13 protein-coding genes and 1 pseudogene are annotated in these 13,683 nt (G+C 71.7%); 5 read left to right on the top strand and 9 right to left on the bottom strand.

Features of this window, described 5'->3' with window-relative positions:
- Positions 1–16 precede the first annotated feature (16 nt).
- A complete protein-coding gene (locus tag ACWC2T_RS06225; RefSeq protein WP_450669274.1) occupies positions 17–238 on the top strand; it encodes a DUF1918 domain-containing protein in 222 nt (73 codons plus the stop codon).
- Here ACWC2T_RS06225 and ACWC2T_RS06220 read toward each other — a convergent pair.
- Complete coding sequence (locus tag ACWC2T_RS06220) at positions 208–1,434, bottom strand: glycoside hydrolase family 10 protein (protein WP_450669273.1); 1,227 nt, start codon at positions 1,432–1,434, stop codon at positions 208–210. The genes ACWC2T_RS06225 and ACWC2T_RS06220 overlap by 31 nt on opposite strands.
- Positions 1,435–1,607: 173 nt before the next feature.
- Here ACWC2T_RS06220 and ACWC2T_RS06215 point away from each other — a divergent pair, with 173 nt between their 5' ends.
- The gene (locus ACWC2T_RS06215; RefSeq protein ID WP_450669272.1) at positions 1,608–2,483 is read left to right on the top strand and encodes a 3-hydroxybutyryl-CoA dehydrogenase; all 876 of its coding nucleotides are present in this window, start codon (positions 1,608–1,610) and stop codon (positions 2,481–2,483) included.
- A gap of 145 nt (positions 2,484–2,628) precedes the next feature.
- Positions 2,629–2,889 carry a hypothetical protein gene (locus tag ACWC2T_RS06210; protein WP_450669271.1) on the top strand — a complete coding sequence of 87 codons (261 nt, stop codon included), beginning with the start codon at positions 2,629–2,631 and terminating at the stop codon, positions 2,887–2,889.
- Here the strand turns inward: ACWC2T_RS06210 and ACWC2T_RS06205 are convergent.
- The 5 genes from ACWC2T_RS06205 to ACWC2T_RS06185 all read right to left on the bottom strand — a co-directional run bounded on the left by ACWC2T_RS06205 (position 2,886) and on the right by ACWC2T_RS06185 (position 7,193).
- A complete protein-coding gene (locus tag ACWC2T_RS06205; RefSeq protein ID WP_450669270.1) occupies positions 2,886–3,431 on the bottom strand; it encodes an NUDIX hydrolase in 546 nt (181 codons plus the stop codon). The two genes, ACWC2T_RS06210 and ACWC2T_RS06205, sit on opposite strands and share 4 nt — an antisense overlap.
- 65 nt (positions 3,432–3,496) lie before the next feature.
- Positions 3,497–4,837 carry a transcriptional regulator gene (locus tag ACWC2T_RS06200; RefSeq protein WP_450669269.1) on the bottom strand — a complete coding sequence of 447 codons (1,341 nt, stop codon included), beginning with the start codon at positions 4,835–4,837 and terminating at the stop codon, positions 3,497–3,499.
- A gap of 124 nt (positions 4,838–4,961) precedes the next feature.
- Positions 4,962–6,035 carry a PP2C family protein-serine/threonine phosphatase gene (locus ACWC2T_RS06195; RefSeq protein ID WP_450669268.1) on the bottom strand — a complete coding sequence of 358 codons (1,074 nt, stop codon included), beginning with the start codon at positions 6,033–6,035 and terminating at the stop codon, positions 4,962–4,964.
- Positions 6,036–6,221: 186 nt separating this feature from the next.
- Positions 6,222–6,617 (bottom strand): iron chaperone, encoded by a 396-nt coding sequence (locus tag ACWC2T_RS06190; RefSeq protein ID WP_450669353.1) that lies wholly within the window; start codon positions 6,615–6,617, stop codon positions 6,222–6,224.
- 120 nt (positions 6,618–6,737) lie between these two features.
- Positions 6,738–7,193: a carboxymuconolactone decarboxylase family protein gene (locus ACWC2T_RS06185; protein WP_450669267.1), complete on the bottom strand. Its 456-nt coding sequence runs from the start codon at positions 7,191–7,193 to the stop codon at positions 6,738–6,740.
- Between the two features lie 180 nt (positions 7,194–7,373).
- Between ACWC2T_RS06185 and ACWC2T_RS06180 the strand changes: the two are divergent.
- Both ACWC2T_RS06180 and ACWC2T_RS06175 read left to right on the top strand, forming a co-directional pair.
- Positions 7,374–7,577, top strand: a pseudogene (locus ACWC2T_RS06180) (helix-turn-helix domain-containing protein); the annotation flags it as partial.
- A gap of 247 nt (positions 7,578–7,824) precedes the next feature.
- Positions 7,825–8,436 carry a tetratricopeptide repeat protein gene (locus ACWC2T_RS06175; RefSeq protein WP_450669266.1) on the top strand — a complete coding sequence of 204 codons (612 nt, stop codon included), beginning with the start codon at positions 7,825–7,827 and terminating at the stop codon, positions 8,434–8,436.
- A 284-nt stretch (positions 8,437–8,720) separates the two neighbouring features.
- Here ACWC2T_RS06175 and pheT read toward each other — a convergent pair whose 3' ends face one another.
- From pheT to ACWC2T_RS06160, 3 genes are all read right to left on the bottom strand, one after another.
- Positions 8,721–11,243: a phenylalanine--tRNA ligase subunit beta gene (gene pheT, locus ACWC2T_RS06170; protein WP_450669265.1), complete on the bottom strand. Its 2,523-nt coding sequence runs from the start codon at positions 11,241–11,243 to the stop codon at positions 8,721–8,723.
- Positions 11,243–12,388 carry a phenylalanine--tRNA ligase subunit alpha gene (gene pheS, locus ACWC2T_RS06165; protein WP_450669264.1) on the bottom strand — a complete coding sequence of 382 codons (1,146 nt, stop codon included), beginning with the start codon at positions 12,386–12,388 and terminating at the stop codon, positions 11,243–11,245. The genes pheT and pheS overlap by 1 nt, the downstream gene beginning before the upstream one ends.
- A gap of 129 nt (positions 12,389–12,517) precedes the next feature.
- Positions 12,518–13,654, bottom strand: coding sequence for an ATP-binding protein (locus tag ACWC2T_RS06160; protein WP_450669263.1), 1,137 nt, complete (start codon positions 13,652–13,654; stop codon positions 12,518–12,520).
- Positions 13,655–13,683 lie beyond the last annotated feature (29 nt).

The following is a 13,683-nucleotide window of genomic DNA, read 5'->3' as shown; positions in this document are numbered from 1 at the left end:
GAGGAGGGCCTGCGAGATGCGTGCATCCAAGGGCGACCATCTTGTCCAGCACGGCAGGGTGGTCGGCCAACACGACCAGGAATCGGAAGTAGTCGAAGTACTGGGTGCCGAGGGCAGCCCGCCCTACCGCGTGAAGTTCAAGGACGGACACGAGGCGATCATGTCCCCCGGACCCGACTGCCAGGTCAAGCATCCGGACGACAGGAATCAGCGGGGTGGCTTCGCCGACCGCCCGTAGTGGTCGGTGATCACGCGTGACATCGCCCCGATGGGATCGGCCGCCACGTCCGCGGCGGCGAAGAACACATGCCCGCGCACCTGCGGGTGGCCGGCGGCGAGGGTGAGGTGCCGGGACAGCTCGACCGGGTCCTGCCAGGCCGAGGGCTGCCCGGCGGCCCCTGCCTTGTAGAGGGCCTCGCCGATGTACAGGTGTGTCTTCGTACCTTTCGCGACCCCCGCCCACCAGTCGACCAGCTTCGCGTAGTCGGCGGCGGCGAAGCCGATGTTCCAGTACAGCTGCGGGACGATGTAGTCGATCCAGTGGCTGCGCACCCAGGTGCGGGTGTCCGCGTACAGGTCGTCGTACGTCTGCACGCCCGCGCGTGTGTCCGAGCCGCGCGGGTCGGTCGAGGCGTTGCGCCAGATGCCGAAGGGGCTGATCCCGAACCGGGTGCCGGGACGGACCTTCCGGATGCCGGCGGCCATCTCCTTCACCAGCCGGTTGATGTTGTCCCGCCGCCAGGCGGCCCGGCTGGAGAAGCCGCCGCCGTAGCGGTCGTAGGCGTCATCGTCGTCGAAGGTCTGCCCGGCGACCGGATACGGGTAGAAGTAGTCGTCGAAGTGGACGGCGTCGACCGGGTACCGGGCGACCGCGTCGAGCATCGCCCGCTGGACGAAGGCGCGGACCTCGGGCAGGCCGGGGTTGTAGTAGAGCTTCCCGCCGTAGGACACCGTCCAGTCGGGGTGCCTGCGGGCCGGGTGCGAGGCGGCGAGCCTGCTGAGGTCGGTGTGGTTGGCGATCCGGTACGGATTGAACCAGGCGTGCAGCTCCAGACCCCGGCGGTGGGCCTCCCGCACCGCGGTGCCCAGCGGGTCCCAGCCGGGGCTGCGGCCCTGGGTGCCGGTCAGGTACTCGGACCAGGGCTCGTACGGTGACGGCCACAGGGCGTCGGCGGTGGGCCGCACCTGGAAGATCACCGTGTTGAGCCGGTCCCGGGCCGCCCGGTCGAGGTGGGCGATCAGCTCCGCCCGCTGTACGTCGGCCGTCAGACCGGGGCGGGACGGCCAGTCCCGGTTGGACACGGTCGCGAGCCACACGCCCCGCATCTCGGCGGCCGCACGCGGCCGATGCCCCGTGGCCGCGGCCGCACCCTGCGCCGTGGCCAGCGTCGACAGCGCCGCCAGCGTGAAGGCCCGCCGTGACAGATGCCCCATGTGCACAACCCCCATACGCTCCGGATCCGCTCCCTCACGGATCGTTCCGCGCCACAGGATGCACCCACCCGGCCGATCGATCATCGATACTTGGCGGTAACGTGCTCGATCGGAGCAGGCGCCGAAACCCGGAGGTCCTGCCAGCGAGCCGGAGAACCAGCGAAGGGGACGATGTGACGGGCATCCCAGCGGGAGACATTGCGCGCGTCGGAGTCGTGGGCTGCGGCCAGATGGGCGCGGGCATCGCCGAGGTGTGCGCCCGCGCAGGCCTGGACGTGAAGGTCGCCGAGACCACCGGCGAGGCCCTGGAGATCGGCCGTACCCGGCTGTTCAACTCCCTGGCCAAGGCCGCCGAGCGCGGCAAGATCACCGAGGAGGAGCTGGACGCCACGCAGGCGCGGCTCACCTTCACCACCGACCTCGGCGAGTTCGCGGACCGCGACCTCGTGATCGAGGCCGTCGTGGAGAGCGAGCCGGTGAAGACGGAGATCTTCCAGGTCCTTGACCAGGTGGTGACCCGCCCGGACGCGATCCTCGCCTCCAACACCTCCTCGATCCCGCTGGTGAAGCTGGCGGTCGCCACCTCCCGCCCGGACCACGTGGTCGGCATCCACTTCTTCAACCCGGCCCCGGTGCAGAAGCTGGTCGAGCTGATCCCGGCGCTCACCACCTCCGAGGGCACCCTCAGCCGCGCCCAGGTCTTCGCCGAGAAGGTGCTCGGCAAGCACGCCATCCGTGCCCAGGACCGCTCCGGCTTCGTGGTGAACGCGCTGCTCGTGCCCTATCTGCTCTCCGCGATCCGGATGTTCGAGTCGGGCATCGCGAGCCGCGAGGACATCGACAACGGCATGGAGATGGGCTGCGCCCACCCGATGGGTCCGCTGAAGCTGTCCGACCTGATCGGCCTGGACACCATCGTCTCCATCGCCAACAGCATGTACGCCGAGTACAAGGAGCCCCTGTACGCCGCTCCCCCGCTGCTGCAGCGCATGGTCGAGGCGGGCCGGCTGGGCCGGAAGACCGGCTCGGGCTTCTACACCTACGGCTGATCGCAGAAAACCAGTTCACACTCCGTGTGTGCGACGGGCACGCATATGCCCGTCGCACACGCTCCCCTCCTGTCCGCCGGGCGAGTTGACTCCTCATGCGTTGCAAGGGATGCAACAACGTCCGACGACGGAAAGGAGTGGACACGTGACCGCCCATCCGGAGCATCCCGTGGTCCAGGGAGAACTCGCAGAGTTACGGCGCCGCCTCGACGTGGCCTACGCACGCGTCGAGGGAGGACTGGCGCTGCTGCGGCACCGGACCGAGGAGACCGCCAAGGAACTGGACGAGCTGGACACCCGCCTGAACTCGCTGGAACACGCTCGCTGGCCACTGCCCTCGCTCGCCGCGCTCACCTCCCTGGCCGCGCTCTGCGTGACGGTCTGGCAGGCGCTGGCCGGCCGCTAGGCGCCGGGGCCCTCGGCGAGCCTGAGGTGGTGCAGCAGGAGTAACGCGGCCGCCATGTTGGCGGCCGGGACCTCCCCACGGGCGATCAGGTCGGGAACGAGTTTGAGGGGGACCCATTCCCGGCGGTCCGACTCGAAGTCGTCCACGGGATGCCCGATGTACTCGCCCCGGTCGGACCAGTAGATGTGGTGCCGGGCGTCGGTGAGGCCGTTGGACGGCTCCACGCTCATCAGGTGGTGCAGGGGCCCCGGCCGCCAGCCGGTCTCCTCCTCCAGTTCCCGGGCGGCCGCGCTCGCCATGTCCTCGCCGTCCTCGACGACGCCCGCGGCCAGTTCCCAGCCCCAGCTGTCGGTGATGAAGCGGTGCCGCCACAGCAGCAGCACCTCGTTCGCCTCGTTGACCACGGTGGCCACGGCCACCGGCCGCAGCCGGATCAGGAAGTGGTCCAGGTGCCGGCCGTCCGGCAGCTCGACATCTGCGAGATTGACGCTGAACCAGCGGTTTGCATACACAGTTTGTTCGTTCTGTTTCGTCCACTGCACGGTTCTGCCACCTTCCGCCGAGTAAGTGGCAATATCGCAGCAGGGACTGTGCACCTACAGGGGGCCTACAGCGGTACGCGCAGTGCCCCGTCGATGAGTTCGGCGGCCTCGGCGGTGCCGGCCGAGCCACAGCGCACCAGGTGTTCGCGTACCGCGCGGAGTCTGTCGCGCAGCCGCTGGGACTCCATTCCGCGTGCCTGCTCGGCCATCTGCACGGCGGTGGCCACCGCCTTGTCGGCGTTGCCCTGGCGCAGCTCGATGGTGCTGAGCATGGCCAGCCGGTGCACCCGCCCCCGGTCGTGGGCCGGGTTGTCGACCGCCGCCGCCGCGTGCTCCCGGGCGGCGGCCAGCTCGCCGAGGCTCAGCAGCGCCTCGGCCACCTGCACATTGACCAGGCCCGGCTGGACATAGCCGGTCTCGTCGGGCTCGTGACCGCGCCGGATCCGCTCGGCCGCCGCCTCCGCACGCCGGATGCAGGACAGGGCTCCCGCGGAGTCGCCGAGATGGGCGTAGGCCTTGGCCTGCATCGCGTACAGGTCGGAGGCGAGCGCCGGGGTGATGTGCTTTCCGGCGGCCCGCAGCGCGGCCTCGGCGAACGCCACGGCCTGCCGGTACTCCCGCATGAACAGGGACTGGTTGACCAGCAGCGCTATGACATACGCGCCGAGTCCCCGGTCGCCGCTGGCCTTCGCGAGCCGCAGCGCCTGGTGGAAGTAGCGCTGGGCGAGACCGTGGGCGTCGGAGTCGTAGGCACAGATACCCGCGATGGCCACCAACCCGCCGGTGGCGCGGTGCAGTTGACGTCCGGTGGCGTCCGTGTAGCTGCCGCGCAGCAGCGGCGCCGCCTCGGCGTTGAGGAAGCCGACGATGCGGCTGCGGGTCGCGATGCCGCCGGCCTTGCGGTACATCTGCTCGTAGTGGGTGCGCGCGGCGCGCAGCATCTCGATGTCGGCCGCGGTGACCCGGTGCCGGCCACCGCGGGAGACATCGACGTCCTCGGGCGGGTTCTCCCACTCCCAGACCGGCATGACGGCCGGGGTCCCGGTGACGGCCGGGGCGCCCAGCACATGCGGCCGCTGCTGTTCGTCGGAGCGCCACAGGGCGGTCGCCCGCTCCACGAAGCCGTTCAGCGAGCCGGCGTGCGGGGTGCTCGGCTCGCCGGGCACGCCCAGGCCGATGTCGTCCAGGGTGACCGGCCGGTGCAGGCGTGCGGCCAGCACCTCGCAGATCAGGTCGGGGACCTGCCCGCGCGGTCGCTGGCCCTTCAACCACCGTGCCACGGCGGTGTGTTCGTACCGGAGCGCGAGGCCCCGTCGCCGGCCCGCCTGGTTGACGTGGGCGGCGAGACCGGCGTGCGAGATCCCCGCCTCGTCCAGGATCGCGTCGAGCAGAGTGTTGGGCTGCATGGGATGCCCCCCGAATGGCCTGGTGCGGTTCAGCGTAGTGCGCTCGCCTTCACACGGGGTGTGAACGGAACACGTGCATCCGCGCTGTGCACGCGGTGTCGCTCAGCGTGCTGTACCGATTGACTTAGGTGCCGGCCAAGCCGCCGGCTCCCCCTCGAAAAGCGGTGGCTTGGCCGGGCCGACCACTGGGGTGCCGCCAGAGGTCTTCCCGGTCGTTCCGCAGGACCAGGAGCGCTATGTCGTCCGTGGGACGGCCGGTGGTGTGCTGCAGGAGCGCCGTGACGACCGTGCGCAGGATCCGCTGGGGCGACACCGGCTGGTCGCGTACGGCCTTGCGCAGGGCATCCGGCAGCGAGAAGAAGCGGCCGCGGGCATCCCGGGCGTCCTCCACACCGTCGGTGAAGAGAACCAGACAGTCGCCGGGCGACAGCTGTCCGCAGGCGTGGGCTTCCAGGGCCGTCGGCAGGGGGAACGGGCCCAGTGGCGGCAGCGGGTCGACGCGCGTCAACGGTTCGACTGTCGTGCCGCTGAGCAGATACGGCCATGGGTGACCGCAGTTGAGGGCGCGCAGCCGGCCGTCCCGGTCGATCTCCAGCAGCAGGACGGTGACGAACTCCTCGGCGACCGGATGGTCGGGGTCCTGGCCGCCGTTCGCGGGGTGCTCGGCGCGGGCGCGCTCGCGCAGGTGCCGGGCGAGGGCGCGGTCCAACCGGCCCAGCACGCCGTCGAGTCCGGGTTCGTCGTGGGCGGCCTCGCGGAAGCTGCCGAGGACGGCGGCGACCGTGCCGAGGGCGGCGAGACCGTGCCCGCGCACGTCGCCCATCACCACCCGCACCCCGTGCTCGGTGGCGATCGCCTCGTACAGGTCGCCGCCCACGCTCGCGCCCCGGTCCGCGGACAGCTGGGCGGCGGCGACGTTCAGCCCGTCGAGGCGTGGCGGCAGGGGACGCAGTACGACGCTCTGCGCGGCCCGCGCCACCCGGCGGACCTGACGCAGCTCGCGCAGCAGCGCGCGGCGGACATGGGCTATCACCCCCGTGCCGACGGCGAGGAAGACGGCGCTGGTGACGATGCGCGCGCCGAGGCCGTTCTGCTGGGCGAGCGGGCAGCCGAACTTGTAGGCGACCGCCACGGCTCCCCAGACCGTGGGCAGTACGGCTCCCCGCGCGGTGGGCGCCCGTGCCTTGATGCGGATCATGCCTCTGGTCCCCCATGTGGGCCCTGAAAGAGCAGACGGACCGACCCCGAAAGGCCGGTCCGATTCTGTCGAGGGCATGGCCCGGGAGGACCGGATCACCTGAAGTTCCCACCCGAACGAGTGAGCCCGCGCCGGTCAACCCGCATTTATGCAGCTCGCCGTGGGGGTGACCGGCTTCCTGGGCCCTCAGCCGACGGCCTTCCGCACGAGCTCGCCGATCCTCGCCTCGCCGGCGGCGGTCAGCTCCCTCAGGGCGTAGGAAGCCGGCCACATGGTGCCCTCGTCGAGGTTCGCCCGGTCGCTGAAGCCGAGGGTCGCATAGCGTGTCTTGAACTTCTGCGCGCTCTGGAAGAAGCAGACGACCTTGCCGTCCAGGGCGTAGGCCGGCATCCCGTACCAGAGCTTCGGGGCGAGCTCGGGCGCCGCGGCCCTGACGACGGCGTGGATCCGTTCGGCCATGGCCCGGTCCGCCTCCTGCATCTCGGCGATCCTGGCGAGCACGGCGGCCTCGTCCTTGGCCGCCTTGGCGGCGCGCGACGCACCGCGCGCGGACGCCTTGAGCTCCTTGGCCCGTTCCTTCATCGCCGCTCGTTCCTCGTCCGTGAATCCCTCGGACGTGGCGGCGGTGCTCCTGGCGGTCTTCTGCGTGGCTGTCACAGCGGGTCTCCTCCGGTTGCAGGGGTGGGGCGGGGGCGGTGGGCGTCAGCCCCACGCGCCGGCGATCTGGCGGGTGGTGGCGTTGAGCCGGTTGAACAGGTTGGTGACGCCGATCATCAGGATGATCGCGGCCAACTGCTTCTCGTCGTAGTAGGTGGCGGCGGTGTCCCAGACCTCGTCGCTCACCGCGTCGGGCCGGTCGGCGAGCCGCGTGGCGGCCTCGGCCAGCGTGAGGGCCGCCCGCTCCTCGTCGGTGAAGTACGGGGCCTCCCGCCAGGCGGCGACTGTGGCCAGCCGCTCGTCGCTCACTCCCGCCTTGCGGGCCGTCTTGGCGCCGGCGTCCACGCAGGCGCTGCACCCGTTGATCTGACTGACCCGCAGATGCACCAGCTCCAGCGTCTGCGGGTTCACTCCGCCGGAGTGAACCGCCTTGAACAGCTGCTGGATGGGCTGCATCGCCTCGGGCAGGACGACGGCGGGGTTCTGCACACGGGACTGCATCGCGGTCCGCTCCTTCCGTGGTCGGTGCCCCGCTGTCGTCGGGGCGTGACTCCATGACAGCGCCGAACGGGTCGCCCGGACCACGGCGATGGGACACCGTGGGACACCTCAAACGGCCTTGACCAGCGGCGACTTGGCCCGGAAGACTTCCGTCGGCGCGGGACATGACAACGGGGGACAGTGCAGGCGCACGAACGGACGGCGAAGAACGACCCTCAGGAGGAACTGGCGGCCCGGCTGCGCCTGCTGCAGGAGCTGTCCGGGCTCGGTGTACGGGCCCTCGCGCGGGACGCCGGTCTCAGCTCCTCCTCGCTCTCGCGCTACCTCACCGGGCAGACGGTGCCGCCCTGGCCCGCGGTGGTGGCCCTGTGCCGGCTCGTCAAGCGCGACCCCCGCCCGCTGCGCCCGGTGTGGGAACGGGCCTCGAACCCGCTGCCGGCGCCCCCGAAGAGCACCCGCCAGGGCCGCCCGCCGGCCCGCAACGACCTGCCGCGCGACGTGCCCGACTTCACCGGGCGCGAGCAGCAGCTCGCCGCCGTGCTGGCCGCCGTCGAGAGCCACCGGGCGGTCTCCGTCGACGGCATGGCGGGCGTCGGCAAGAGAGGCCGAACTCGCCGTCCGCCGCGGCTACTTGAGCTGGGACGCGGGACAGGTCGAGGAGCCGCTGGAGCTCTTCCGGCTGGCGGGGAAGCTGTACGAACAGGCCGGCTGCCCGACGGGAGCGGCCCACGCGGCCGCGTCGGAGGCCTGGACGATGCTCCAGCTCGGGCACCGTGCGGAGGCGGCCCAGCGGGCCCGGGAGGTGCTGGATCTGCAGTCCACCGACCCCGCCTGGCCGCCCGGCCTGACGGCCCGGATCACGCTCGGCCTGGCCGTCGCGCAGGACGACCCGGAGGAGTCGGCGGAGCACCTGCGCCGGGCCCTGGCACTGGCCCGCGAGGACGGCCACCTCAACAACCAGGCCTGGTGCCTCAACTGCATGGGCGTGGCGCTGCGGCAGATGGGCCGCTACGAGGAGGCGCTGGCCAGCCACCGGGAGGCGTTCGCGCTGCTGTACGAGCTGTTCGAGGAACACTGGAAGATCCACTTCCTCAACGGCTACGCCGAGACGTACCGCCTCGCGGGCCACCCGGACGAGGCGCTACGACTGCACCGCGAGGCCCTTGAACTGGCCCGGAGGCTCGGCAACCGGCCCGCGGAGGCACTGGCGCTCGAGGGTATCCGGGAGCTCACGGCCGGCTGACTGCCCCGGGGGGCGTTTGCCCGCGCGTGCGGGGTGCCTCCCCCACTCTCGGCTTCTCCCCCACTCTCGGCTTCGCTCGAGCGGGGGGACCCCCACCGCCCACCCGTGCCTCCCGTGCCGCCCCAGCGGCACGACTGCCCACAGCGGCGGCGGCACTATGAAGTCCACGGCACTGCAGCTCCCTAAGGGGCGCGGGGCTCTGTCTGATATGCGGCTCCGCCGCGTGGGCGCGACCGGCCACGACGAAACCCGCAGCCGGCCGACAACAGAAACCCCAACGGCGACTAGCCCCGAAGCACCGCCGCGGTCCGCTCGCCCGCGAGGGCAACCGCCGCATCCCGAGCCGCCGACGCCTCGTCCACGGTCAGCGTGCGATCCGCCGCGCGGAACCGCAGAGCGTACGCCAGCGACTTCTTCCCCTCGCCCAGCTGCTCCGCGTTCTCGTACACGTCGAACAGCCGGATGGACTCGAGGAGTTCGCCCGCACCCTCACGCAGCGCCGCCTCGACCTCCTCGGAGGGGACGGGCTTGTCGACCACGAGGGCGACATCCTGCGTGGCGACCGGGAACGTGGAGATGCTCGGTGCCTGCGGGGCGCCGTCGCCCACCGCCTCCAGGGCGTCCAGGTTCAGCTCCATCGCACAGGTGCGCTCGGGCAGCCCCAGGGCCTTCAGCACGCGCGGGTGCAGCTCGCCCGCGTGGCCGACGACCTGCTCGGCGCCGTCGGCGACGATCACCAGCTCGGCACAGCGGCCGGGGTGCCAGGGGCCGTACTGGCCCTTGCGGACGATCAGCTCGGCACCGGCCTCCCGCGCCACGGCGCGCCCGGCCTCCACCGCGTCGGCCCAGTCCGCCGGACGGCCCTTGCCCCACCAGCCGGCCTGCTCACGGGCGCCGGTGAGGACGACGGCCACGTGCCGCGGCTGCTCGGGCAGCGCCGCGTTCAGCGCGGCGATCTCCTCGTCGGTGGGACGCCGGTCGACGGGCAGGTGCGTGGCGACACGCTGTTCCTCGCGGGGGTGGAACACCAGCCCGGTCTCGAACAGCGCCAGGTCGTGCGAGCCCCGGCCGTCGTTGCGCCGCAGGGCGCCGAGGAGGCCCGGCAGCAGCGTCGTACGCAGCGCGGGCTCCTCGTCGCTGAGCGGGTTGGCCAGCTTGACGACACGGCGGGCCGGGTCGTCGGCCGCCAGACCGAGCTGGTCGAAGACCTGCTCGCCGACGAAGGGGTAGTTCGGCGCCTCGACGTAGCCCGCGCCGGCCAGCGCGCGGCCGACCCGGCGGTGCAGCCGCTGGCGGTGGGTCAGGCCACGGCCCGAGGGCAGCTTGGGCAGCGTGGAGGGCAGGTTCTCGTAGCCCTCGAGGCGGATGACCTCCTCGGCCAGGTCGTTCGGGTCGACCAGGTCGGGCCGCCAGGACGGGACGGTGACGATCAGCTCGTCCTGCCCGTAGACGTCGCAGCCGACCTGCTGGAGGCGGCGGACGGCCGTCTCACGGCCGTAGACGACACCCGCGACCTTGTCGGGGTGGTCGGCCGGGATGGTGATGGTGTGCGGGGCCGAGGGCGCGACGATCTCGGTGACGCCCGCCTCGGCCGTGCCGCCCGCGAGCAGTACCAGCAGATCCACCGTGCGCTGCGCGGCGGCAGCGGCGGCCTGCGGGTCGACGCCGCGCTCGAAGCGGCGGGAGGCCTCGGACAGCAGCTTCTGGCGGCGGGACGTACGGGCGATCGCGACGGCGTCGAAGTGGGCCGCCTCGATGACCACGTCGGTGGTCCCGTTGACGCCGTCCTCGGTGACCTCGTGGTCGGCGATCTCGGTGTTGGCGCCGCCCATCACACCGGCGAGGCCGATCGGGCCGCGGTCGTCGGTGATGACCAGGTCCTCGGCGTGCAGCTTGCGCTCGACGCCGTCGAGGGTGACGAGCTTCTCGCCCTCCTGGGCCCGGCGCACGCCGATGGTGCCCTGGATCTGGGACCGGTCGTAGGCGTGCAGGGGCTGGCCGAGTTCCATCATCACGTAGTTCGTGACGTCGACGGCGAGCGAGATCGGGCGCATGCCGACCTTCTGCAGCCGGCGCTGCAGCCAGATCGGGGAGCGAGCCTCGGGGCGCAGACCGGTGACCGTGCGGGCGACGAACCGGTCGCAGCCGAAGGGGTCGGCGACCTGGACGGGGTAGCCGTAGGCGTTCGGGGCCGGTACGTCGATCAGGGCCGGGTCGCGCAGCGGCAGACCGTAGGCGATGGCGGTCTCGCGGGCGACACCGCGGATGGACAGGCAGTCGCCGCGGTTGGCGGTGACGGCGATGTCCAGGACCTCGTCGACCAGCTCCAGCAGCTCGATGGCGTCCTTGCCGACCTCGGTCTCCGGCGGCAGCACGATGATGCCGTGGGTGCCATCGTCGCCCATGCCCAGCTCGTCGGTGGAGCAGATCATGCCGTGCGACGTCTTGCCGTAGGTCTTGCGCGCGGAGATCGAGAAGCCGCCCGGCAGCGTGGCGCCGGGAAGGACGACCACGACCTTGTCGCCGACGGCGAAGTTGCGGGCGCCGCAGACGATCTCCTGCGGCTCACCGGTGCCGTTGGCCTGGCCGACGTCGACGGTGCAGAACCGGATCGGCTTCTTGAAGCCCTCCAGCTCCTCGATGGTCAGGACCTGGCCGACGACCAGCGGGCCCTTGAGGTCGGCGCCGAGCTGTTCGACGGTCTCGACCTCCAAGCCGGCCGAAATGAGCTTGGCCTGGACGTCGCGGCCGGTCTCGGTGGCCGGCAGGTCGACGTACTCCCGCAGCCAAGAAAGCGGGACCCGCATCAGATCTCCATCCCGAACGGCCGGGTGAACCGGACGTCACCCTCGACCATGTCTCGCATGTCTTCGACGTTGTGGCGGAACATCAGCATCCGCTCGATGCCGAACCCGAAGGCGAAGCCGCTGTACTTCTCCGGGTCGACGCCGCAGGCGGTGAGCACCCGCGGGTTGACCATGCCGCAGCCGCCGAGCTCGATCCAGCCCTCGGACGAGCAGGTGCGGCAGGGCCGGTCGGGGTTGCCGACGGACTCGCCCTTGCAGACGTAGCAGAGCATGTCCATCTCGGCGCTCGGCTCGGTGAAGGGGAAGAAGTTCGGCCGCAGCCGGGTCTTCATGCCCTCGCCGAACAGGGACTGGACCATGTGGTCCAGGGTGCCCTTGAGGTCGGCCATGGTCAGGCCCTCGTCCACGGCGAGCAGCTCGACCTGGTGGAAGACGGGCGTGTGCGTGGCGTCCAGCTCGTCGGTGCGGTACACGCGGCCGGGGCAGATCACGTAGACCGGCAGCTCGCGGTCGAGCAGCGAGCGGATCTGCACGGGCGAGGTGTGGGTGCGCAGCACCACGCCGGACTCGGTGCCGCCGGACCCCGCGGCGGAGCCGCTGCCGGATGCGGTCTGCACGAAGAAGGTGTCGGCCTCGCCGCGCGCGGGGTGGTCCGGACCGATGTTCAGGGCGTCGAAGTTGAACCACTCCGCCTCGACCTGCGGGCCCTCGGCCACCTCGTAGCCCATGGCCACGAAGATGTCCTCGATGCGCTCCGACAGCGTGGTCAGCGGGTGGCGGGCGCCGGCCGGGACGCGGTCGTACGGCAGCGTGACGTCGACGTCCTCCTCGACCAGCACGCGGGCGTCCCGCTCGGCCTCCAGTTCGGCCTGGCGGGCGGCGAGGGCCTTGTTGACGGCGCCGCGGGCCATGCCGACGCGCTTGCCGGCCTCGGCCTTGGCGTGCGGGGGCAGGGCGCCGATCTCGCGGTTGGCGAGGGCCAGCGGGGAGGCGGGGCCGGTGTGGGCGACCTTGGCCTCGTGGAGCGCGTCGAGGGAGTCCGCGGCGGCGAAGGCGGCGAGCGCCCCGTCCCGCATGCGCTCGATCTCTTCCGGTTTCAACGCCTCGACCTCTACAGGGTCGTACGACTTATTCGGTGCCGACATCTCTTCCCGTGCTTCCGATTGGCTGGCGGATGGTCCCCGTCACCGACTCGCGAGGGCCGCGTGAAGGACACAAAGGTGCCAAAGGCCGAGTCTAACGGGGTGGAGGTATGCGAATGCGCCCGTGGGCCACTACGCGAGATACGCGGGTGCCGCCACGGGCAGCGTAAATCGGAACTCGGCGCCGCCACCGGGGGCGCGGCCGACCGTGATGGTGCCGCCGTGGGCCTCGACGATGCCCTTGACGATGTACAGCCCGAGGCCCGTGCCACCGCGCTTGCTGCCCCGCCAGAAGCGGGTGAAGACGCGGTTCATGGACTCCTCCGGGATGCCGGGCCCTTCGTCGCTCACCGTGACCGACGTGCCGTTCTCCTCGCCCTCCCTCGGGGACGCGGTGGGCGTGACGTCAATGGTGACGGTTCCCTCGCCGTGCCGCACGGCATTTTCGATGAGGTTGCTGAGCACCTGGTCGATCTTGTCGGGGTCGGCCCACAGGCCCGGCAGCGGCTGTTCGATGCGCAGCAGGAAGCGGTCGGCTCGCTGGCCGGCGGCGACGTAGGCCTGGATGTGCCGGGAGACGGCGGCCCCGATGTCGACGGGCTGCCGGTGCACCTCCAGGCGTCCGGAGTCGATCCGCGAGATGTCCAGCAGCTCGGCGATGAGCCGGGTGACCCGGTCGGCGTCGGCGTCGACGGTCTCCAGCATCAGCCGCTTCTGGTCGTCGGTGAACCGTTCCCACTTGGCGAGGAGCGTGGCCGTGAAGCCCTTGACGGAGGTGAGGGGCGAGCGCAGCTCATGGGCGACCGTCGCTATCAGCTCGGCGTGGCTGCGCTCGGTACGGCGGCGGGCCTCGGTGTCCCGCAGGGAGACGACGACCCGCCGTACGGCTCCCAGGGGCCGCTCCCGTACATACCGGGCGGAGACCAGCACCTCCCGCCCGCCGGGCAGCAGCAGATTGCGCTCCGGCTGGCGCACCCGGATCGCAAGGCCCCCGTAGGGGTCGGTGAGCTGCCACCAGCGGCGGCCCTCCAGGTCCTCCAACGGCAGGGCCTTCTCCAGGGGCTGCCCGAGGGCGTCGGCTGGCCGGACGGCGGTGATCCGTGCGGCGGCGGCGTTGAAGCAGGCGACGCGGCCGTGCTCGTCGGCGATGACGAGCCCGTCGGGCAGCTGGTCGGGGTCGAGCCCACAGCCGTGGTCACCCTGCCGGGGCGCGGGTGCGCGCCGCGGGTCCCGCCCCTCCGGCGCGGTGCTCGTGCCGGCCACACTCATCCCCGTACCCCACCTCTCAGACCGCGCAG

The organism is Streptomyces sp. NPDC001393, from assembly GCF_053597455.1.
This window is presented reverse-complemented; position numbering and strand designations above follow the sequence as displayed.

Excerpts from the sequence above, each read along its gene's own strand:
- ACWC2T_RS06200 (WP_450669269.1), bottom strand. The coding sequence starts at position 4,837 with ATGCAGCCCAACACTCTGCTCGACGCGATCCTGGACGAGGCGGGGATC.
- ACWC2T_RS06195 (WP_450669268.1), bottom strand. The coding sequence starts at position 6,035 with ATGATCCGCATCAAGGCACGGGCGCCCACCGCGCGGGGAGCCGTACTG.
- pheT (WP_450669265.1), bottom strand. The coding sequence starts at position 11,243 with ATGCGGGTCCCGCTTTCTTGGCTGCGGGAGTACGTCGACCTGCCGGCC.
- pheS (WP_450669264.1), bottom strand. The coding sequence starts at position 12,388 with ATGTCGGCACCGAATAAGTCGTACGACCCTGTAGAGGTCGAGGCGTTG.
- ACWC2T_RS06160 (WP_450669263.1), bottom strand. The coding sequence starts at position 13,654 with ATGAGTGTGGCCGGCACGAGCACCGCGCCGGAGGGGCGGGACCCGCGG.
- ACWC2T_RS06190 (WP_450669353.1), bottom strand. The coding sequence starts at position 6,617 with ATGAAGGAACGGGCCAAGGAGCTCAAGGCGTCCGCGCGCGGTGCGTCG.
- ACWC2T_RS06185 (WP_450669267.1), bottom strand. The coding sequence starts at position 7,193 with ATGCAGTCCCGTGTGCAGAACCCCGCCGTCGTCCTGCCCGAGGCGATG.
- ACWC2T_RS06225 (WP_450669274.1), top strand. The coding sequence starts at position 17 with ATGCGTGCATCCAAGGGCGACCATCTTGTCCAGCACGGCAGGGTGGTC.
- ACWC2T_RS06220 (WP_450669273.1), bottom strand. The coding sequence starts at position 1,434 with ATGGGGCATCTGTCACGGCGGGCCTTCACGCTGGCGGCGCTGTCGACG.